Origin of the sequence: Pseudomonas sp. COR18 (assembly GCF_048568395.1) — a bacterium.
GTDB lineage: Bacteria > Pseudomonadota > Gammaproteobacteria > Pseudomonadales > Pseudomonadaceae > Aquipseudomonas > Aquipseudomonas fuscovaginae_B.
This window is the reverse complement of sequence record NZ_CP183808.1, coordinates 6,188,926-6,209,045: the sequence shown is the minus strand read 5'-3', so window position 1 is coordinate 6,209,045 and position 20,120 is coordinate 6,188,926. Positions and strand designations below refer to the sequence as shown.

Annotated in this window: 12 protein-coding genes and 4 pseudogenes; 10 read left to right on the top strand and 6 right to left on the bottom strand. The window is 62.6% G+C overall.

The genetic code is table 11. From position 1 onward, the window contains the following. Window positions 1-3 precede the first annotated feature (3 nt). Window positions 4-3,051, top strand: coding sequence for an efflux RND transporter permease subunit (locus ACM62G_RS27940; RefSeq protein WP_419736114.1), 3,048 nt, complete (start codon window positions 4-6; stop codon window positions 3,049-3,051). 48 nt (window positions 3,052-3,099) lie between these two features. On the opposite strand, the gene ACM62G_RS27935 is transcribed toward ACM62G_RS27940, so the two are convergent. Beyond that, on the bottom strand, window positions 3,100-3,516 hold the full coding sequence (locus ACM62G_RS27935) for a MarR family winged helix-turn-helix transcriptional regulator (protein ID WP_054062208.1): 417 nt from the start codon (window positions 3,514-3,516) through the stop codon (window positions 3,100-3,102). 81 nt (window positions 3,517-3,597) lie between these two features. Between ACM62G_RS27935 and surE the strand changes: the two genes are divergently transcribed. From surE to ACM62G_RS27915, 4 genes and pseudogenes are all read left to right on the top strand, one after another. Beyond that, window positions 3,598-4,353, top strand: a complete 756-nt coding sequence (gene surE / locus ACM62G_RS27930) for a 5'/3'-nucleotidase SurE (RefSeq protein ID WP_273822801.1) — start codon at window positions 3,598-3,600, stop codon at window positions 4,351-4,353. Between the two features lie 345 nt (window positions 4,354-4,698). Beyond that, window positions 4,699-4,886 (top strand): annotated as a pseudogene (locus ACM62G_RS27925) (DUF3158 family protein). Window positions 4,887-5,254: 368 nt separating this feature from the next. Continuing rightward, a complete protein-coding gene (locus ACM62G_RS27920; protein WP_419736113.1) occupies window positions 5,255-5,962 on the top strand; it encodes a hypothetical protein in 708 nt (235 codons plus the stop codon). Between the two features lie 79 nt (window positions 5,963-6,041). After that, window positions 6,042-6,242: pseudogene (locus tag ACM62G_RS27915) on the top strand (S24 family peptidase); the annotation flags it as partial. Window positions 6,243-6,256: 14 nt separating this feature from the next. Here ACM62G_RS27915 and ACM62G_RS27910 read toward each other — a convergent pair. From ACM62G_RS27910 to ACM62G_RS27900, 3 genes and pseudogenes are all read right to left on the bottom strand, one after another. Further along, window positions 6,257-6,784: pseudogene (locus tag ACM62G_RS27910) on the bottom strand (alpha-hydroxy-acid oxidizing protein); the annotation flags it as partial. A 6-nt stretch (window positions 6,785-6,790) separates the two neighbouring features. Then, window positions 6,791-7,333 (bottom strand): annotated as a pseudogene (locus tag ACM62G_RS27905) (tyrosine-type recombinase/integrase); the annotation flags it as partial. 104 nt (window positions 7,334-7,437) lie between these two features. Continuing rightward, window positions 7,438-8,352, bottom strand: coding sequence for a LysR family transcriptional regulator (locus tag ACM62G_RS27900; RefSeq protein ID WP_017901839.1), 915 nt, complete (start codon window positions 8,350-8,352; stop codon window positions 7,438-7,440). A gap of 307 nt (window positions 8,353-8,659) precedes the next feature. Here ACM62G_RS27900 and ACM62G_RS27895 point away from each other — a divergent pair, with 307 nt between their 5' ends. From ACM62G_RS27895 to ACM62G_RS27875, 5 genes are all read left to right on the top strand, one after another. Beyond that, window positions 8,660-9,682 carry a zinc-dependent alcohol dehydrogenase family protein gene (locus ACM62G_RS27895; protein ID WP_054057369.1) on the top strand — a complete coding sequence of 341 codons (1,023 nt, stop codon included), beginning with the start codon at window positions 8,660-8,662 and terminating at the stop codon, window positions 9,680-9,682. Window positions 9,683-10,275: 593 nt separating this feature from the next. Continuing rightward, on the top strand, window positions 10,276-11,775 hold the full coding sequence (locus tag ACM62G_RS27890) for a hypothetical protein (RefSeq protein WP_054057370.1): 1,500 nt from the start codon (window positions 10,276-10,278) through the stop codon (window positions 11,773-11,775). A gap of 11 nt (window positions 11,776-11,786) precedes the next feature. Next, entirely contained in the window at window positions 11,787-13,256 is a 1,470-nt protein-coding gene (locus ACM62G_RS27885; RefSeq protein WP_081005902.1) for a PLP-dependent aminotransferase family protein, read from the top strand. Between the two features lie 105 nt (window positions 13,257-13,361). Beyond that, the gene (locus ACM62G_RS27880; protein ID WP_419736112.1) at window positions 13,362-15,002 is read left to right on the top strand and encodes a VRR-NUC domain-containing protein; all 1,641 of its coding nucleotides are present in this window, start codon (window positions 13,362-13,364) and stop codon (window positions 15,000-15,002) included. Continuing rightward, the gene (locus ACM62G_RS27875; RefSeq protein WP_419736111.1) at window positions 14,999-17,248 is read left to right on the top strand and encodes an ATP-dependent DNA helicase; all 2,250 of its coding nucleotides are present in this window, start codon (window positions 14,999-15,001) and stop codon (window positions 17,246-17,248) included. The genes ACM62G_RS27880 and ACM62G_RS27875 overlap by 4 nt, the downstream gene beginning before the upstream one ends. 10 nt (window positions 17,249-17,258) lie before the next feature. Here the strand turns inward: ACM62G_RS27875 and ACM62G_RS27870 are convergent, their stop codons facing one another. Beyond that, entirely contained in the window at window positions 17,259-18,248 is a 990-nt protein-coding gene (locus tag ACM62G_RS27870; RefSeq protein WP_419736110.1) for a terpene synthase family protein, read from the bottom strand. A gap of 52 nt (window positions 18,249-18,300) precedes the next feature. Then, a complete protein-coding gene (dxs, locus tag ACM62G_RS27865) occupies window positions 18,301-20,109 on the bottom strand; it encodes a 1-deoxy-D-xylulose-5-phosphate synthase (RefSeq protein WP_419736109.1) in 1,809 nt (602 codons plus the stop codon). Window positions 20,110-20,120: the final 11 nt, after the last annotated feature.

The following is a 20,120-nucleotide window of genomic DNA, read 5'->3' as shown; positions in this document are numbered from 1 at the left end:
ACCATGAGCCTTACCCGCAGCGCGATCAACTCCAGTCGCCTGACCTTGTTCGCCGCCTTGCTGATCCTGCTGGGCGGGGTGGTGACCTTCCTCGGCTTTCCCTCGCAGGAGGAACCTTCGATCACCGTTCGTGATGCGTTGGTGAGCATTGCTTTCAACGGGCTGCCGGTCGAGCGGGCAGAAGAGCTGCTGGCCCGGCCAACGGAAGAAAAACTGCGCGAGTTGCCCGAGATCAGGAATCTGGTCACGACCGTGCGACCGGGCAGCGTGATCATCCAGGTCACGGCCTACGATGAGATCAAGGACCTGGGAGCGCTGTGGCAGAAAGTCAGAGCCAAGGCCGCCGAGGCCGGTGCCGGTTTCCCAGCCGGAGCCCAGGGCCCGTTCGTCGATGATGATTTCGGTCGGGTCACGGTGGCCTCGGTGGCCGTGACCGCACCGGGCTACAGCCTGGGCGAGATGCGCGGGCCGATCAAGCGCCTGCGCAACCAGCTCTATGCCTTGCCGGGTGTCGAGCAGGTCGAGCTGTATGGCTTGCAGGATGAGCGCCTGTATATCGACCTTGATCGCCAGCGCCTGGCCGCTACAGGCTTGTCCGTCCAGCAACTGGTCCAGCAACTGCAGGGGCAGAACGTCATCGCTACGGGCGGAATGCCGGTCCTGGGCGGGCAGAACACCACCCTGACGGTGTCCGGTGAAGTGCTGGGCGAGACGCAGCTTCGCCAGTTGCCGCTGCGATTGTCCAATGGCGAGACGCTGCCGTTGCAGAGTGTCGCCAAGGTCTCTGTCGGGCCCGCCGATCCGCCGGAGACGGCCGCTGTCTATCAGGCCCAGGACGCCGTCGTATTGGCCGTTTCCATGCAGTCGGGACGTAGCATGCAGGCGTTCGGCAAGACACTGCGTGCGCGTCTGAAGGAACTGGAGCGTCAGTTGCCGGCGGACTTCACCCTGCACGTGGTGACCTTCCAGCCGGATGTCGTTCATCACGAAATGCAGAAGATGCAGCATGTCATGGCGGAGACCGTGGTCATCGTCATGGCGGTGGTCATGCTGTTCCTCGGCTGGCGTACCGGCCTGGTGGTGGGGGCCATCGTGCCGCTGACCATTCTCGGCTCCCTCATCGTCATGCGCGCGGTGGGGGTTGAACTGCAGACTGTATCGATCGCGGCGATCATTCTGGCGCTGGGCCTGCTGGTCGACAATGCCATTGTCATCGCCGAAGACATCGAGCGGCGGATGCACCTGGGGCAGGAGCGGCGTTCGGCGGCCGAAGAGGCCGGGCGCACCCTGATGATTCCATTGCTGACGTCCTCGCTGGTGATCGTGCTGGCGTTCTCGCCGTTTTTTCTGGGCCAGACCAGTACCAATGAATACCTGCGATCGCTCGCAACGGTGCTGGCGGTCACGCTGCTCGGCTCCTGGCTGCTCAGCGTCACGGTGACGCCGCTGCTGTGTTTCTACTTTGCCAAGGCACCCTCCGCGGGCCAGGCCTGCGAACACCCGGACCAATACGATTCGAGGTTCTACCGCGGTTACCGGCGTCTGATCGCGACGTTGCTGAATTACCCCAAAAGTTTTCTCTGCGGCATGCTGGGGTTGCTGGCGGCAGCGGCTTTCGTGCTGACCCAGGTGCCTTATGACTTTCTGCCCAAGTCCGATCGCATGCAGTTCCAGATTCCGCTCACGCTGGAGCCGGGCAGCAGTTCCCGCGCGACGTTGCAGACGGTACGGGAAATCAGCCGCTGGCTGAGCGGTGATCGCGATGTCCTGGACAGCATCGGCTATGTCGCCGGGGGCGGTCCGCGCATCGTCCTGGGGCTCAATCCGCCGCTGCCGGCACCGGAGGTTGCCTACTTCACGGTCAGCGTCCGCGAAGGCGCTGACCTGGACGCGGTCATCGAACGGACTCGTCGCTACCTGTTGAGCGAACACCCGCAAGTCGAGGCGCAGCCCAAGCGCTTCTCGATGGGAAGCACCGAAGCCGGTGTGGTGATCTATCGGGTGATCGGTCCGGACGAAGCAGTCCTGCGTGATCTGGCTGGCAAGCTCGAGGCGGCGCTGCGGGCCTTGCCCGGCACCGAGGACGTGCACGACGATTGGCGTACCCGCCTTTCGCGCTACACGGTGCAGGTCGATCCCTACAAGGCACGGCTGGCCAACGTCGGCAGCACGGAGATCGCCCAGGCCCTGCAATTGCGAAACGACGGGATTCAGGTGTCATCGTTGCAGGACGGTGAGGCGATGGTGCCGATCGTCGCGCGTGAGGTGGGTTCGTCCGGTCTGGACCTGGGCAGTACCCTGATATTTCCGGCCAACGGCGCGGCCGCACTGCCTCTGTCCGCGATTGCGACGCTGCGGAGCGAGTTCGAGGCCTCGACCATTCAGCGCCGCAATCTGCAGCGGGCGATCACCGTGGTGGGGCATAACCCGTCGTTGACCGCCAGCTCGATTGTCGAGCGACTGGCCCCGCAGGTGGCAAACCTGGATCTGCCTGCGGGTTACCGGATCGAACTGGGTGGGGAAATCGAAGATGCGGCGGCGGCCAACCAGGCCTTGCTGAAATACCTGCCGCACGCCCTGGTGGCGATCCTGCTGCTGTTCATCTGGCAGTTCAATTCGTTTCGCAAGTTGCTGATTGTCGTCGCCAGCGTGCCCTTCGTACTGATCGGCGTGGCCGTGGCGTTACTGCTGACGGGGTACCCATTCGGCTTCATGGCGACCTTCGGCCTGCTTTCGCTGGCCGGGATCATCGTCAACAACGCGGTACTGCTGCTGGAACGCATCGAGGCGCAGTCAACGGCGGGGGAGTCGCTGCATGACGCGGTGGTGATGGCTGCGGTGATGCGCCTGAGGCCCATCGTCATGACGAAGCTGACCTGCATCGTTGGCCTGGTGCCGCTGATGCTGTTCGCCGGCCCACTGTGGAAGGGCATGGCGATCACCATCATGGGCGGTTTGGCACTGGGTACCCTGGTGACGCTCGGGCTGGTGCCGGTGCTTTATACGTTGTTGTTTGGCCATGCCAGACCTCGGTCCAGCACTGGCTCCTGAGGGTGCGTGGAAAGCCAGGTCTCACTGATAACCGCGTGTGCTCGATGCTCAGGGCGCCCGGGCAAGCTTGACCAGGATGGGAATGATGTTTTCCAACTGCTCGCGTTCACTGTCTGTCAGTTGCGATTTCATGGCTTCACCCAACCAGGTGTCTCGCCGGTCACGACTGGCTTTGAGGAGGGCTTGTCCCTGTTCTGAAAGTGAGAGCAGGATCTTGCGCCGATCTTGTTGATCAGCCTGGCGATGAATCAGGCCTGCGGCCTCCAGGTCCCGAAGTGTGGCGGCAAGGTTGGAGGACTGCATGCTTTCCGCCTTGGCTATCACCGACGGTGTGGCGCTGCTGCCATGGTGATCAATCGAACTGAGCACTAGCATTTGCGTCCAGGTTTCAGGGGAGTTGCGCCCCTCCTGGCGCAATCTCTTGGCCAGTTGGGTGATGTGTTTTCTCAAGGCTGAGGCGTTCATTGTGATTGCTATCTAAATATAGCTATATATGCATAGGTATTTTGTCGTAGTGTGTGCCAATCTAGCCTGGGGAGAGAGACAATGGAAGCGGGCAGGCCTTTGTTCGAGAGGGTATTGCTTACGAATGACGACGGTATCGATGCGCCCGGATTGAAGGTGCTGGAGCGAATCGCTGGCAGGATTGCCCGTGAGGTCTGGGTCGTGGCCCCTCTCTTGGATCAAAGTGGAACCTCAAGCGCCATCAGCCTTCACCGCCCCTTGCGCTTGAGCAGCCATGGGGTGCGGCGGATGGCTGTCGACGGTACGCCAAGCGATTGTGTGGCGATGGCCTTGGGGCATTTGCTCACGCACCCGCTGCCTGACATCGTTCTTTCAGGCATCAATCGAGGGGCCAATCTGGGCAACGAAACCGCCTTCTCAGGAACGGTGGGGGCGGCGATGACGGGCCTGCTTTTCGGCGTGCCTTCGATCGCTCTGAGCCAGGCATTCGTGGACGGAGCGGCGATGCCCTGGGGTTGCGCACAGGATCAGGGAGCGCAGATCTTGCGGCAGATTGTTTCGATGAAGTGGCCCAGGGATGTCTGCCTGAATGTCAATTTTCCTGTGGTCATGGCAGGGCAGACGCCCCCGATCAGCATCACGCGCCAAGGAAGGGGCGCCCTGCGAGGTGTACGCGTGGTGAGCGGCCAGGATCCGCGGGGTCAGGAGTTTCATTGGTTGCAGTTGCACCGTGAGTCGGCATCTGACGAGGAAGATTCGGATACGAAGGCCTTGCAGGATGGTCATGTCACGGTAACGCCGCTCAGCTTTGACAGGACTTGTCTGGCCGAGATCTAGTTGGGGGCTGAATCTCTTTCCCGTGAATCGAGCAGGGGTGTCAGTCGTGTGCTCGTCACCGGCCAGGGGATGACGAGCACGTGGTTTCATGGCTTCGCTTCGAGCGTAAAGGTCAAGGTGCCGTAGCCCAGTTGGTCATACCCACCGCTGTTGGGGCCGTAGTTGCCGCCCCGCCCTCTGGCCGAACCTTTTGGGCGGCTGCCGTGACGTAGGGCGCCTTAAGGCCCTTGAGTACCACGTAGTGGTTGTAGAAAAGCTCCCAGACAGGGCGGACCTCGCCACGGCCTTTGGCCGCAATCACGTTCTGGGTCACGTCGCTGTTGCTGTAGGGGGTACCCTTTCACGTTGTTGCCCATTCGCTTGATCAAGCAGTCGACCGGGGCGGGTACTATTTTTCTGCGTTGGAGCCGATCGGACCTTACCAAGATGGGGCCGATTTGTGGGCGGAGCTAGTACGTGATGAGCATACGCCGATCAACTTGATCTCCGATCTGTATGCGCTGGAGCTGCAACGGATCGTAATCAACATGTAGATCAGCCTGACTCACAATATGGGGTGCCAGGCGTTCTTGTGTGCCAACAAGGTGGCGGCGGCTGATCAGGCCTACGAGCAGCACATACTTCAACACGCCCTGCTGCATTCGGGAGGGAACTGAGCGGGACTACCCATTTCTGGGGTGAGGGAACAAATGGATATCAAGCTTGAGTTGCGAGATAGAGACCGGCTTAACCAAGGTGACCATGTCGGGTCTTGCTTCCACGCGTAGAGCTTTACGGACTCCACTCTTTCAATTCTCTTAGGCTAAGGCGTATAACTAGGCGGGGCAGCTTCTGTCCAGGTGCTCGGGCTCAGGCTCTCGGGGTACTAATCATCATCTTGGTTGAGCAGGGATGGGCAAGCATGGGAAGGTTTGATTTTGAATCTATGTCTCAAGACGAAGATGCGGTGGTTAAGCTTCAGCTAAATTCCACTGGTAATATTTTTACAGCCTCAACTAGTAGAGAGGCTACGTTGAGTGATGAGACTGGGCGTTTGTTCAAAGGCGTCTCTACCTTGTTTGATGCCATGGCTAAGGCCATGAGCGAAAGTGGGAGAGACCTGTTTGACTATGATGGATGGATGACGCTTCTTCAGGGTAGCGGTTTGTTCGTTCAGCTTGAAAGATATGATAGAAACCTAGAAATCAGAAGTTGCGCGGTGCCTGTTGGCACGCAGATAATCCAACAAGCACTACCCGGGATCTCAGATGGCGCGTCAATGGATATCGCGAAGCGTGTATTGCTTGCTATTGGCGGTAAGCTTGAAGGTTCGAGGGAAGATGAAAAAAAGAGATTTGGCCATCTAATGTTCATTAATGAAGAGATTATGGGGTGCGCTTCTGTCTCTGTTCGTCTTTTCTATGCATCAAGGGAGTCTCATGCTGCTGTCATTGCTTTGCCATGTCATAAGATGAGTGCAAGAGGGTTCTACCAGAAACAGATCGCTAACAACTTCTTGTTGGTCGATGCGGGGAAGGTTTCGAAGTATGAATGCGGAAATGATTCGGCAGAGGGCGCCTATAATTATAAGGGGCTTGTCGAGTCTATGTTGACGCTGCTAAATAAATGATGCCTATTGTGAGCGCGAGGAGTAAAGTTTATTCTAAGTTAACTGTATATTCGTACAGGTGTATCGGAAGTCGTGCGTCATGTGCTTTACCATTCTAGGTCCTTTGGCAGGGGGCGGCGTTGCGCTGCCTCTCTGTGCCTTCAAGGTGCCGGCGGGATTCCCGTCACCGGCCGCTGATCACATCGAGCGGCAGATCTCATTGGATGAGCTTTTGAATATACGGGCACCCCATGTGTACCTGGTCTCGATCCAAGGCGACAGCATGCAGGGCGCGGGCATCAGATGCGCTTGAGCGATGTCCGGCAGCGTCGCCAACGGCGAATAGCTGGCATCGAGCTGACGTCCCCCGTGGTTCGACAGGATGACGCCGTCGGCGCCCAGCTCGATGCAGCGGGACGCATCCTCGGGGTGCAGCACTCCCTTGACCAGTAAGCGATGGGGCCAACGCTGCCGCAGTCGCTGCTGGGTGTTCCAATCGAAGCTCGCATCCATTTTCCGCGAGAGCAGGGCGGCCTGCAGTTCCACGTCATAGGCTTCCCGGCTGGCGAAGTTGGCCATCTGCAGCATGCCACCGGTGAGCAGGCGCCAAGACCAACGCGGATGCAGCATGCCATCCAGTACCACCTTGGGGCTGCACCTGAACGGCAGACCGAAGCCGCTGCGCAGGTCGCGTTCTCGCTTGCCGTTGACCGCAACGTCGGTAGTCAGGACCAGGGTTCGATAGCCCGCCGCCAGTGCCCGGGCGACGAACTGATCGGCAAGGGTAGGGTGCACCACGTACAGCTGGAACCAGAGGTCGCCACCGACCTGGTCGGCTACCACTTTGACTCAGTCAATCTGCGTCGCTAACGCCGCATTCTTGCGTAACCGATCCAAATAATCCGTCCATAGCTGCGCGGCCTCCCGACGCTGCGGTAGCAATTGAGCGCGGGCATACACCGCGCCCAGTGCGCCTGGCATGCGGTGAGACAACGACAGCTCCAGTACAATCGGATCGATGCCCAGATGCTCATGGGCGAGGGTGCGGTAGGTGGCGCGAAAGCCGTGAGCGGTAATGGCATATTCCGGCCAGAGTCGCTGATAGGACTTGGCCAGAGAGGTCGCATTGATGGGGCGCCCCGGGTAGACCGGGGAGACGAACACCCAGCCGTTGCCCGCCTCATCCACCACTCGGCGCTTGTGCAGCTCGCGCAGAAGCACCAGCGCCTGCTCCGGCAGGGGGACGATGTGTTTGCTCTTGTCCAGGTACCGGGTCTTGCTGACCACAAAGCGCCAGTCGGCGTTGATCAGGTCGACGTCTTCCCAACGCATCTTCACCAGTTCTCCCGGACGCACCGGCAGCATGACCAGCAAGCGCATTGCCGTGGATACCCCCAGTCAAGCTGAAATTGAGTGGAATCAGACGGACGGTAATGGACGCATTTTCGACTTAAGTGCTTGTATTAAAAGCCTTTATGGCCTTCAGTGGAACCGGCCTACAGGCTCTCGGGGTCCCCGCAGAACATCTGGATCCGCGAACGCAGCCAGCGTTCGCCCGGATCGTTGTCCTGCGAACCGCGCCAGGCCATGTGCAGCTCGAAACTCTGCACCGGAATCGGCGGGTCCTCGGCCCGCACGCCACCGGCGGCGGTCAGGGCATCGGCGGTGTAGTCGGGGATGGTGGCGATGATGTCGGTGCCGCTGATCAGCGTACCCAGGCCGTTGAACTGCGGAACCGCCAGCACCACATGGCGCTTGCGGTCGAGTTTCTCCAGCTCGGTATCGATGAAGCCGCTCAGGTCGCCGGCGAAGGACACCAGCGCATGGGGGCGCGAACAGAAGTCATCGAGGGTCAGCGGGCCGGGCATGGTGTCGGCGCGCAGCACCTTGGGCGAGCTGCGGCGCAGTACCTTGCGCTTGGCATTGGCGGGCAGGTCGGAGGTGTAGCACACGCCAATGGAGATTTCGCCGGAACTGAGCTTGGCCGGAATCAGCAGGTAGTTGACCCGGCGCACCACCAGCACGATGCCCGGCGCCTCGGCGCGCAGGCGTTTGAGCAACTGCGGCAGCAGGGCGAACTCGACGTCGTCGGACAGGCCGATACGGAACACCTGGGTGCTGGTGGCCGGGTCGAACTCGGCGGCGCGGCTCACTGCCGTGGAGATCGAGTCCAGGGCCGGCGAGAGCAGGGCGAAGATTTCCTCGGCCCGGGCCGAAGGTTCCATGCTGCGGCCGGTACGTACGAACAACGGATCGTCGAACAGGTTGCGCAGGCGCGACAGCGCCGCACTGATCGCCGGCTGGCCGAGAAACAGCTTTTCCGCGGCCCGGGTGACGCTGCGCTCGTGCATCAGGGTCTCGAACACGATCAACAGGTTCAGGTCGACGCGGCGCAGGTCGTTACGGTTCATCGGGCTCGCTTCACAGGAGGGTCAATAACGTAAGAGGTGAATCTTACGGGCAAAACCGTCTGATTCGCACTGGAAAAATGAACTTTCCCATTTCGCCGGGGAATGGCGGCGTCTGGTCCCCGATTTCGGGGCCTGTCCGGCCGGCAAAAGCGGCTTTTCTCACAGCTGCGGCCCGCTGCGGCTGACATTGTGTACAATGCCCCCGAATCAATGACAGGCATGTCGACTATTAACGGGCACGGATAGTGTTCCCCACAAAGCCCGGATAGAGTTCGTGTCATTAGAAGTTCATTTGGCGAGGTTTGCGATGTCCCGCACGATCCGTTTTCACAAGTTTGGTTCGGCCGAGGTGCTCAAGTGCGAAGAGCATGCGACGACCTTGCCCGCACCGGGCGAAGTGCAGGTGCGTGTCGAGGCGATCGGTATCAGCTGGTACGACGTGCTCTGGCGGCAGAACCTGGCGTCCTCCCACGCCCGTCTGCCGGCCGGTATCGGTCATGAGATGGCCGGCGTGGTCACGGCGGTCGGCGATGGCGTGGATGACCTGGCGGTCGGTGACAAGGTCGCCAGCTTCCCGGCCCAGAGCCCCAACGACTATCCAGTGTACGGCGAAGTGATCCTCATGCCGCGCTCGTCCCTGACCCGTTATCCGGATGTGCTGACGCCGGTCCAGGCCAGCGTTCACTACACCCCGCTGTTGATCGCCTATTTCGCCTATGTCGACCTGGCGCGAGTCAAGCCGGGGCAGTTCGCCCTGATCACCGATGCCAGCCACTGCGCCGGCCCGGCCTTCGTGCAACTGGGCAAGGCCCTGGGCGTGAAGGTGATCGCCGCGACCAAGACCGCCGAGGAGCGCGAATGCCTGCTGGCCCTGGGCGCCGAGAAGGTGGTGGTCACCGAGGAGCAGGATCTGCTGATGCAGATCAACAAGTACACCGATGGACGGGGTGTCGACATGGTCTTCGACGGCCTGGGCGGCCCGCAGATGTCGATGCTCGGCGATGTGCTGGCGCCGCGTGGCAGCCTGGTGCTCTATGGCCTGCAGGGCGGCAACCAGACGCCGTTCCCGGCCTGCGCGGCGTTCCAGAAGAACATCCAGTTCTTCGTGCACTGCATCGGCAACTTCACCGGCAAGCCGGAGCTGGGCATTGTGCAGGACCAGGCGGCAGTGCAACGGGCCCTGCGCGATATCAACCAGTTGACGGCCGATCGTGTGTTGCCGCCGATGGAGATTCGCGCGTTTCCCTTCGACGAGTTCGTCGAGGCCCATCGTTTCATGGACGCCTGTCCATGCCGTGGTCGCGTGGCGTTGCAGCTCGATCCGGCCTGACGCCGGCCAAGGTGTCATCAGCCCCGTATCAGGCGACTGATACGGGGCTTTTTATTTTGTCCAATATTTTATCGCGGATGAACTTCCCCGGAATGCCTGTTTTACTGCAACTGAACTGGTTTTTTCAGAAATTCTGTATCTGTTAATCGTGCTCTAAGCACTGATAATTAACCGGTAACTTTCAGCTCAAGGAATGAGTCATGGTCGAGTTTCAGTTGTTGTACCGCAGTGGTCCAGTTGCACAAGCTTTGGGCGCCGAGTTTGCAGAGCATAGGCAGGGCCAGGCAGCGCCCGTGCGGCGGGGTGCTGCCAGTTAAGATATTGCATGTAATCGAAGTTTGTAAGTTGATGTAAGAATATTCCTAGGAAGTTCTTTCTCCGAAAATTTCCAACGCTAACCGGCAATCAGTAATCAGGGCACTCTCGTATATCCTGCTATAGGATGTTGCAGGCTCGGGGTAATACTCTTGTTGTTGCCCGACATGTTCCGGTGGCGGACGCCAAACAGGCACCTGAACATGGCAAGACCTGGCAAGCGCGGATAATACGAGCGCCGTTGGCCCGACACTGAACCCAATCCAGGTGTAAAGGCTATGAGCTCTATTCATGAGCAGGCAATGAACTATGTATATCAACAGGTCCTACAACGGTTGATGAGTTACTTCACCCGTGCCGAACGGATCGCCCTGCAGTTGTTGATCCAGCGCCTGATCGTCGCTGCCGGCGGTATCGAGCGGATCGGTGAGTTCAAGGTCATGGTGGCCCATGGTGGCGGCAAGGACAGCAGCTACACGCTGGCCTTCCTGAGGGCCGCGCAGTTGAGCATCGCCGGCCGCTCGCCGGCCACCTTCAACCTGCGTATCGCCACCTCGCGTCATGCGGGCCTGACGTCCACGGTGATGAACAACATCCATCAGGGGTATTGCGCCCTGTTCGTCTATGACGATCCGCGGGTGGAATTGCTGATGGTCGACAACCGGCACGTGCGCCCGTTCCACCATCGCACGCCGTTGTCCGACCTGGGGCGCGACCTAAACCGGCGCGACTTGCTCATGAACGGCCATCTGACGGCGGGCGATGGCCGCACGACCTTCTGCAACAACTGCTACCTGTCGATGGCCGATTTCTACGAGCGGGCCAGTTCCTGGGACCAGGGCATCGATGCGCTGATCATCGGCGATCCGCCCCGCGAGCAGAAACAGTACCTGACATGGTTGCTGCGCTCGACCGAAACTCCCGAGCGCAGCCCGCTCGGCGGGCGCGCGCTGGAATTCGAGGAGGCGGTCAGGACCTGCAACGAACTCAGCCTGGAATACTACCGGGAGCTTTACGGTGACGCCGCGACCCAGCCCCAGGGGCCGGCCATCAGTCGCTCCAGCCGCAGCCAGCCGCCGATGCTGGTCGGCGTGCATGACCTGGTGGGCAGCGATATCGAGCAGCGCTGGCCGTTGCTGACCGAGTTCCTCGGTTTCCGCTTCGACGACCTGGCGTTTCACTTCAGTGAATCCGACTGCGCCAATCCCTTGCTGATGGCGCATATGCGCGGTCTGCAGGCGCAGTATGTCAGGGGCCTGAGCTACCAGACGGGGATCACCGAATACCTGCAACTGGCCGTGGTGATGATGCGCAAGAAACGCATGTCGGCACGCCTGATCGAGCAGGCCATGGCGGCCTACGACAGCTCGGAGAAACTCCTCGGCCGCCGGGCGCTGGCCCGGGTCTACGCCCAGGAGGCCTATGGCCTGAGCGAGGGGCAACTGATCTGCCTGCTGTTCGCGCCCTTCGTCAATCAGGGCCGTGGCCTGGAACCGTTCCTGCGCCGCTGTCACCCGGGCATGCTGGTGGCTTTGCCGGAGCTGCACAAGGCGCTGTCGGGCAAGCCGGCCGGCGAGCAGGTCGAGCAGTGGCTGAGCGAGGTCAGCGGTTTGCCCCTTGAACGCCTGCAGGATCTCTACCAGAAAAAACAGGTCGACTTCAGTGCCGCCGCCTCGCTGATTGCCCGGGTCCGGGCCAGCGACCCGGACAAGCACCGTGTCGATATCATCCATCCCGACAGTGGCGAAGTCCGCAAGGAAGTCCTGTCGGGACGCTAAAGGGTTTGCGATTGACTGCCTCGAAATCTCCCGAACCCGCTTCGACCCCGGCCGGGCCGAGCGGCCGGACGCCGCGAACGACCCCGGAAGGCAAGCCTGCGGGCTTTGCCTACCAGGCGGTCTATCGCTATCTGGTCAGCCTGATCAACGAAGTCGAAACCGAAGCGCGGGTCAAGCTGCCCTCGTTGCGCCAGTTGTCCGAGCGCTTGAACGTGTCGATTTCCACCGTCCAGTACGCCTATTCCCTGCTGGAGAAGGAGGGGCGGGTCTATTCCCAGGCCAAGTCGGGCTATTACGCCTTGCCGGTACCCGGCGGCTCGTTCGTCAGTGGCGGGGCCGATCTGCTGGAGCGCATCTACGTGCATTCGCGCAGGCCCGGCACCCTGGTGCTGGGCAATGACGAGCCGGCGTTGCTGCTGTCGCTGGACAATCCGCTGCTGCTGCTCGAACGTGAACTGGTACGCCAGTACCCGCGGCAACAGCAGCCGCAACTGCAACCCTTTGGCGAGATGGAGCTGCGAGCCGCCCTGGCGGTGCGCTACACCACCTCGGCCCAGCGTTACTGGCATGCCGACGACGTCTATATCGGTGCCGACCTGCGCAGTGTGCTGGAAACCCTGATGGCGGCCCTGGCGTTGAAACACACCACTGTGCTGGTGGAGTCGCCCTGCGACTGGGTGATCCTGCGCCTGTTGCAGGCCGGAGGCGTCGACGTGGTCGAATTGCCGCTGGGCGGCAACGGGCTGTTCGACCTGGAACAGCTCGAACAGCTGTTGCGCACACAGCCGGTCAAGCTGCTGCTGATGTCTTCCGCGGTCAACATGCCCCGGGGCAGCCTGATGCCGGCCGAGCATCGCCAGCAGATCGCCCGGCTGCTGGAACAGTTTGGCGTGTGGTTGCTGGAGAACGACAGCCACGGTGAACTGGCCTACCAGCCCGCCGGCGCGCGCATGCGTGACCTGGTCGACCCGGATCGCCTGCTGGTGCTGGCCGGCTTCGAGCGTTTCATGGGCTGCGAGGCGCCATTCGGCTACCTGCTGTCGCGACACTTCGGGGTGGAACTGCAACGGCATTTCCTGCTGCGCTCGTTCCGCATGTCGCCGACCCGGCAGAAGGCGATTGCCCGCTTGTACGGCAGCGGGCGTCTCGACCAACATCTGGGTATCCTGCGCCGCCTGCTGCAGGAGCGCATGTCGCAGGTCTGCCAACTGTTGCAGGAACGCCTGCCCGACAGCCTCGACTTCGTCCCGCCCCAGGGCGGCGCCACGGTCTGGGCACGGGCCCGGAGTGAAGTGGACATGCGCAAGGTCTTCGAGCACCTGCTGGAACAGCGCATCGTCATCGCCCCCGGTGAACTGTTCAGCCTGCACGGCCTGCACCGCGATTGCCTGCGCCTGAGCAGCACCTCCAACGGTCACCGCCACCTGGAGCCGGCCCTGGGCGCGCTATGCAATGCCCTGCGCCTGGAGTCCGGGCCCTGAAACCCCGTACCGGGCAACCCTTTGTCCAATTGTGTTTGCCAGACGCGGGGAGGGCTGTTATCTGTATGCATAACCAGCATTCGACAACCGTGGTCCTGCCTGCCCGTGACAACTGCGCCCCTCGACGATCCGTTTTACTACCTGAACAACTTCCAGTGTGTGCTCGATTGGCTGACGCAGCGTTACGCCGATTTGCTGGATGCGCGGGAGCGGGCGTTCATCGACGACTTCGCCAGACTGCCCAGGGCCGCGCAGGCGCTGCTGGTGCGCATGGTCATGCGCAAGGGCGAGCACTTTCGCGGCAGCCGGCTGAACTACGACGAGATTGGCGATACTACCGCTGCGGTACAGCCGCTGCTGGCCCTTGGCTGGGTCCGCGATGACCTGCCGCTGGCGTTGGAGAGCCTGTTCGCTGTATTGCAGAAGGCCGAGATCGTCCAGGCGTTCCAGGCCCCGTCCAGGTTGAAGAAAACCGAGCTGTACGAGCTGCTGGCGCCGTTGCACGTCGAACCGCGGCCGTTCGCCCAGTGGTGCCCGCAGGTACCCGACCGGCTCTACAGCCTGCAGGTGATGGACCTGTGCGACCGCCTGCGGCTGATGTTCTTCGGCAACCTGTACCAGGACTGGTCGGAGTTCGTGCTGGCCGACCTCGGCATCTTCAGCTACGAAAAAGTCGAGTTTCATGCCGACTCCCGTGGCCTGCGCAGCCGCGCCGACGTGGACGGCTACCTGCACCTGCAGGCGGCGCGGCAGGCCCTGGAGGTCGGGGAGGAGGTGGGCCGGGTGCTGGAGCAGGTCAGCCGGCTGGAAACCGACAACCCCTGGCTGGAGCGTCGGCGCGGCAAGCTGCTGTTTCAACTGGGCCAGCACAGCGAGCGCCTGGAGGACCTGGCCGGCGCGTTGGCGATCTACCAGGGTTGCCGCTACCCCGGCGCCCGGCTGCGGCGTATCCGGGTGTTGGAGCGCCTGGGCGAGCACGGGTTGGCCATGACCCTGGCCGACGAGGCCCTGGCGGCGCCGGAGAGCGCCGGGGAAGAACAGCACCTGCAGCGCATTCTGCCGCGATTGCGGCGCCGGCTCGGGCTGCCGGCGGTTGCCCGAAGTGCACCGGTGCCGGTGATGCGCCTGGACTTCAGCCTGAGTTGCGAGCCGCACGAGTCGGTCGAGCAGCGGGTCGCCCGGCACCTGTGGGAAGAGCAGGGGCCGGTGCATTACGTCGAAAACACCCTGATCAATTCGCTGTTCGGCCTGCTGTGCTGGCCGGCGATCTTCGCGCCGCTGCCCGGTGCGTTCTTCCACCCCTTCCAGAGCGGGCCGGCCGACCTGCACAGCGAGGATTTCCATGCCCGCCGCGCCGAGCTGTTTGCCATGTGCCTGGAGCAACTGGCGGATGAGCGCTACAAGCAGACCATCCGACACAACTTCGTCGCCAAATGGGGGCTGCAGTCGCCCTTCGTGTTCTGGAACGTGCTCACCGGGGAGCTGCTCGAACAGGCGCTTGAGTGCCTGCCGCCGGCGCACCTGCGGCACTGGTTCGAACGGCTGTTGCTCGACATCAAGGCCAACCGCGCCGGCATGCCCGACCTGATCCAGTTCTGGCCGGCGCAGAAAACCTACCGGATGATCGAGGTCAAGGGCCCCGGCGACCGCCTGCAGGACAACCAGTTGCGCTGGCTGGAGTTCTGTCACCGGCACCAGATGCCGGTCGCGGTCTGCTACGTGCAATGGGCGGAGCCGGTCGCTTGAGCTACAGCATCGCCGTGCGGGCCCTGTGCGAGTTCACCGCCAAGGCCGGCGACCTCGACCTGCGTTTCACGCCGTCGCCTACCGCCCTGGAGGGCATCACCGGCCACCGCACCGTGGCCGCGCGTCGCAGCGAGGGTTATCGCGCCGAACTGGCCCTGGAGGGGCATTACCAGCAGTTGCGGGTTCGGGGCAGGGCCGATGGCTATGATCCGGCACAAAACCAACTGGAGGAAATCAAGACCTACCGTGGCGACCTCGCCAGACAGCCGGCCAACCACCGCCAACTGCATTGGGCCCAGGCCCGGATCTACGGCTGGCTGGCTTGCGAGCACCTGCAACTGAGCGAAATCCATCTGGCGCTGGTGTACTTCGATGTCGTCAGCGAAAAGGAAACGCTGCTGCGTGAAACCTGGAGTGCCGCCGATCTCAAGGCGTTCTTCGAGGGGCAGTGTGCATGCTTCCTGCACTGGGCCGAACAGGAAATGGCCCATCGCAGCGCCCGCGACCAGGCCGCCCGCCAGCTGGCATTCCCCCATGGCGAGTTCCGCCCCGGCCAGCGCGCCCTGGCCGAGACCGTGTACAAGGCGGTCAGCACCGGTCGGTGCCTGATGGCCCAGGCACCGACCGGCATTGGCAAGACCCTTGGTACGCTGTTTCCGATGCTCAAGGCCCTGGCCCCGCAGCGGCTGGACAAGGTGTTCTTTCTCACCGCCAAGACGCCGGGACGCCAGTTGGCCCTGGACGCCGCGCGGGTGCTGCACGCCAGCCAGCCAGGCCTGCCGTTGCGCGTGCTGGAACTGGTGGCCCGGGACAAGGCCTGCGAGCATCCGGACAAGGCCTGCCACGGCGAGGCCTGCCCGTTGGCGCGCGGCTTCTACGATCGCCTGCCGGCCGCGCGCGAGGCCGCCGCCGCAGTGACCCTGCTCGATCGCCAGGCACTGCGCGAGATCGCCCTGGCCCACGACATCTGCCCGTATTACCTGAGCCAGGAAATGGCCCGTTGGGCCGACTGGGTGGTTGCCGACTACAACTACTATTTCGACTTCAGCGCGCTGCTGTTCGGCCTGGCCCAGGCCAACCAGTGGCGGGTTGCAGCCCTGGTGGACGAGGCCCACAACCTGGTCGAGCGCGGTCGCCAGATGTACAGCGCCGGCCTCGACCAGCACGTGCTCGGGCAGGTGCGCAAGACGGCGCCACAGCCATTGCACAAAGCCCTGCAGCGGTTGAGCCGCGAATGGAATGTGCTGCACAAGGAGCAGGTCGCCAACTACCAGGCCTACGACCAGGCGCCGGGCAAGCTGTTGTCGGCGATGACCCTGTGCACCGCGGCCATCGGCGACTATCTCAATGACCACCCCCAGGGGCTGGATGGCGAGCTTCAGGCGTTTTACTTCGAGCTGTTGCAGTTCGCCCGGGTAGGCGAGCTGTTCGACGAGCATTTCCTGTTCGATATCAGTGTGCGCGACGTGGGCCGCCGACGCTTGTCGCAACTGTGCCTGCGCAATGTGGTGCCGGCAGCGTTCCTGCGGCCACGCCTGACGGCGGCGCGCAGCAGCGTGCTGTTTTCCGCGACCCTGAGCCCCCGGCACTATTATGCCGACCTGCTGGGGCTGCCCGCCGACACGGCCTGGATCGACGTCGAGTCGCCGTTTCGGCGTGAACAGCTGGACCTGCGCATCGTCAGCCAGGTTTCCACCCGTTATGTCCATCGCCAGGCGTCGCTGGCGCCCATCGTCGAGCTGCTGGCCGGGCAGTTCAGGCAGCGTCCCGGCAACTACCTGGCGTTCTTCAGCAGCTTCGACTACCTGCAACAGGTGGCGCAGCGGATGGCCGATACCCACCCGGACATCCCCTTGTGGCTGCAGTCGCGGCGCATGGAGGAGAGCCAGCGCCAGGCCTTTCTCGAACAGTTCACCGAGCACAGCCAGGGCATCGGTTTCGCGGTACTGGGCGGAGCCTTCGGCGAGGGCATCGACTTGCCCGGCCAGCGGCTGATCGGTGCCTTCATTGCCACCCTCGGCCTGCCGCAACTGAACCCGCTCAACGAGCAGATCAAGCAGCGCATGGCGATGTTGTTCGGCTCGGGATACGACTACACCTACCTCTACCCGGGCCTGCAGAAGGTGGTGCAGGCGGCGGGGCGGGTGATCCGTAGCCAGCAGGACAGCGGCGTGGTGGTACTGATCGATGACCGGTTCGCCGAGGCCCGGGTCCGGCAGTTGTTGCCGCGCTGGTGGCAGGTCTGAGCGCAGGAGGTCAGCGGCTCTGTTGCTGGCGGATGGCGTTGTAGCGCGGGACCTTCTCCGACCAGTCGAGGTTGCCTCGCATCCAGTGTTCCAGCATTTGCACATAAAGTTGGATGGCATGTTGCTCGCCAGTTGAAAAGGCCTGTGTGCGGATCAGTTCCGGCAGGCGTTCGCGGGCCTGCTGGAAACAGCGGACCCGCGAGTTCAGCAACCGCACGAGGAAGGTCACCGCTTCATCGAGGGTGCCGCCCAGCAGGTCCTGGCAGGCCACAACATAGTTGTGGATTTCAAGGTGCTGATGTTCCTTCTCGTAGGAGTACAGATCATTGATCATGGTGACCACATCGGCGGCGCTGTCCTGTAGTGCTTCGAACAGAATGCTCCGGTAGAAGGCTTCCGGCAGCTCGGCGTGATGGGCATATTCGCCAAGCCTGAAGGTAACCAGGGCTGCCGAAGCAATCCGGCGATGGCGGGCGATACTCAGCAGGTCCGGCACTTTGTCGGGGAACCGGCTGCTGGTTTCGACCTGATGGGTCACCCGGTCGAACAATGTGCGTATGTCGTCAAGCAGGCGTACACGGCCAACCGGGGTCATTTCATCGAGTATCCGTGACACCAGTATGACACCCGATTCTTCCAGTTTCGTTAGGGACGACGACTTGTCCCTGGCTCCGCTGATCAGGGAAAAAACGCGATCCAAATGCTGCCTGGCAGCGGTATGCGGCATGCTCATGGGACCCTGGTCCACACTATCGTCGAGCATGAACATCCAGAAGCCGAGGGTTGTCAGATTTCCCAGCTCGGTTGGCCCGATGCAGGGAAACCCCCGAGCCATCAGCTCGCAGCAACGGACGCTCTCGTACTCCCGTAGCACACCCTCCTGGTCCTCGAACTCCATCGAAATGAACCACGACCGACAGCTTTCGTTGACCGCGTCATGATGCGGATTGATACACGCTGGAAACGGCAGGGACAAGGTTGGCAGTTCGAACGCTGGCATGCTGTTTTCTCCGAAAACGAGAGGGTTGTGTCAGTCACTATGGCGACTGTGTTCAGGGCGGGGGCGACCCGGGCCGGCCGTCGCGCGAGCGGACCTGCTCGCGAAAGACCTGAACCGAGGTGACGATCCCCTCGACATCGAGGCCCGAGGCTTGCAGCAACTGCTCGACGGTCCCGTGTTCGATAAAGTGATCGTCCAGGCCCAGTTGCAGGGTCGGCCGGCCACTGAGCGAGGCGGCCAGGTATTCGAGGCAGGCGGCCCCGGCACCACCTTTGACGCAGCCTTCCTCCACCGTTACCAGCAAGTCGTGACTGCTGGCCAGGTGTTCTATCAGATTCATGTCCAGCGGCTTGACGAAACGCATGTTGGCCACCGTCGCATCCAGGCGCCGGGCAGCTTCCAGGCAGGCGGACAACAGCGAACCGAAGGCCAGGATGGCCACTCGCCGGCCTGCCGGCTGGGTCGACTGTCGGCGAATCTCGCCGCGACCGATCGGCAGGGGCGTCAGCCGGGCCTGCAGCGGGACGCCGCAGCCGCTGCCTCTCGGGTAGCGCACCGCTACCGGTCCGTTGTGACACAGGCCGGTGTGCAGCATCTGCCGGCATTCGTTCTCATCCGCCGGCGCCATGATCACCAGGTTGGGGACACAGCGCAGGTAAGCCAGATCGAACGCTCCGGTATGGGTGGCGCCGTCCGCACCGACCAGGCCGGCGCGGTCGATGGCCAGCAGCACGGGCAGGTTCTGCAACGCGATGTCGTGGATCAACTGGTCGTAGGCCCGCTGCAGGAAGGTCGAGTAGATCGCCACCACGGGCCTCAGGCCTTCGGTCGCCAGACCGGCGGCAAAGGTCAGGGCATGCGCCTCGGCAATGCCGACGTCGAAGTAGCGATCGGGAAAGCGCCGCTCGAACTCCACCAGACCGGAACCTTCGCGCATCGCCGGGGTGATGGCGACAACGCGCCGGTCCTGCCCGGCTTCGTCGCACAGCCAGTTGCCGAACACCTGGGCGTAGCTCTGCCGAGCGGGAGGCACGGCCTGGAGACCTTCCTGGGCATTGAATTTGCCCGTCGCGTGATACTGCACCGGGTCGCTGGCGGCCGGGCTGTAGCCGTGACCCTTTTCGGTGATGACGTGCAGCAGTTGCGGGCCGGGTCGACCTTTCAGCGCTTGCAGGGCGGGGATCAGCGCGTCGAGATCGTGTCCGTCGATGGGGCCGCTGTACTCCACGCCGAGGGCCTCGAACAGGCTGGCCGCGTCGGGCCGGGCTGTCGAGGTGGTGAGCCCGGCCAGGTGGTTGCGCAGCGCGCCGACCGCCGGGGAAATCGACATGTCGTTATCGTTGAGCAGGATCAGCAGCGGCAGGTCCGCCTGCACCCCGGCATTGTTCAGCGCCTCGTAGGCCAGGCCACCGCTCAAGGCACCGTCGCCGATCACCGCGACACAGTGGCGCCGCCGGCCCTTGATCCGCATGCCGAGCGCCATGCCCAGCGCGGCGGAAATCGAGGTGCTGGCATGGGCCGTGCCGAAGCTGTCGTACTCGGACTCCTGCCGCCGTGGAAAACCGGATATGCCGCCCTGTTGGCGAACACCGGCCATGGCCTGGCGCCGACCGGTGAGGATCTTGTGGGGATAGGACTGGTGCCCCACGTCCCAGACGATCCGGTCGTGCGGAGTATCGAAGACATAGTGCAGGGCGATGGCGATTTCCACACTGCCCAGGTTTGCCGAGAGGTGCCCGCCGGTTCGGGAGACGCTGTGCAGGATGAACGCCCGCAACTCGTCGGCGAGTGACAGCAGGGCCTGCCGGTGCAGGGCCCGGAGATCGCGCGGGCTGTCGATGGTATTGAGTAGTTCGAACATGGCGTAGCTGC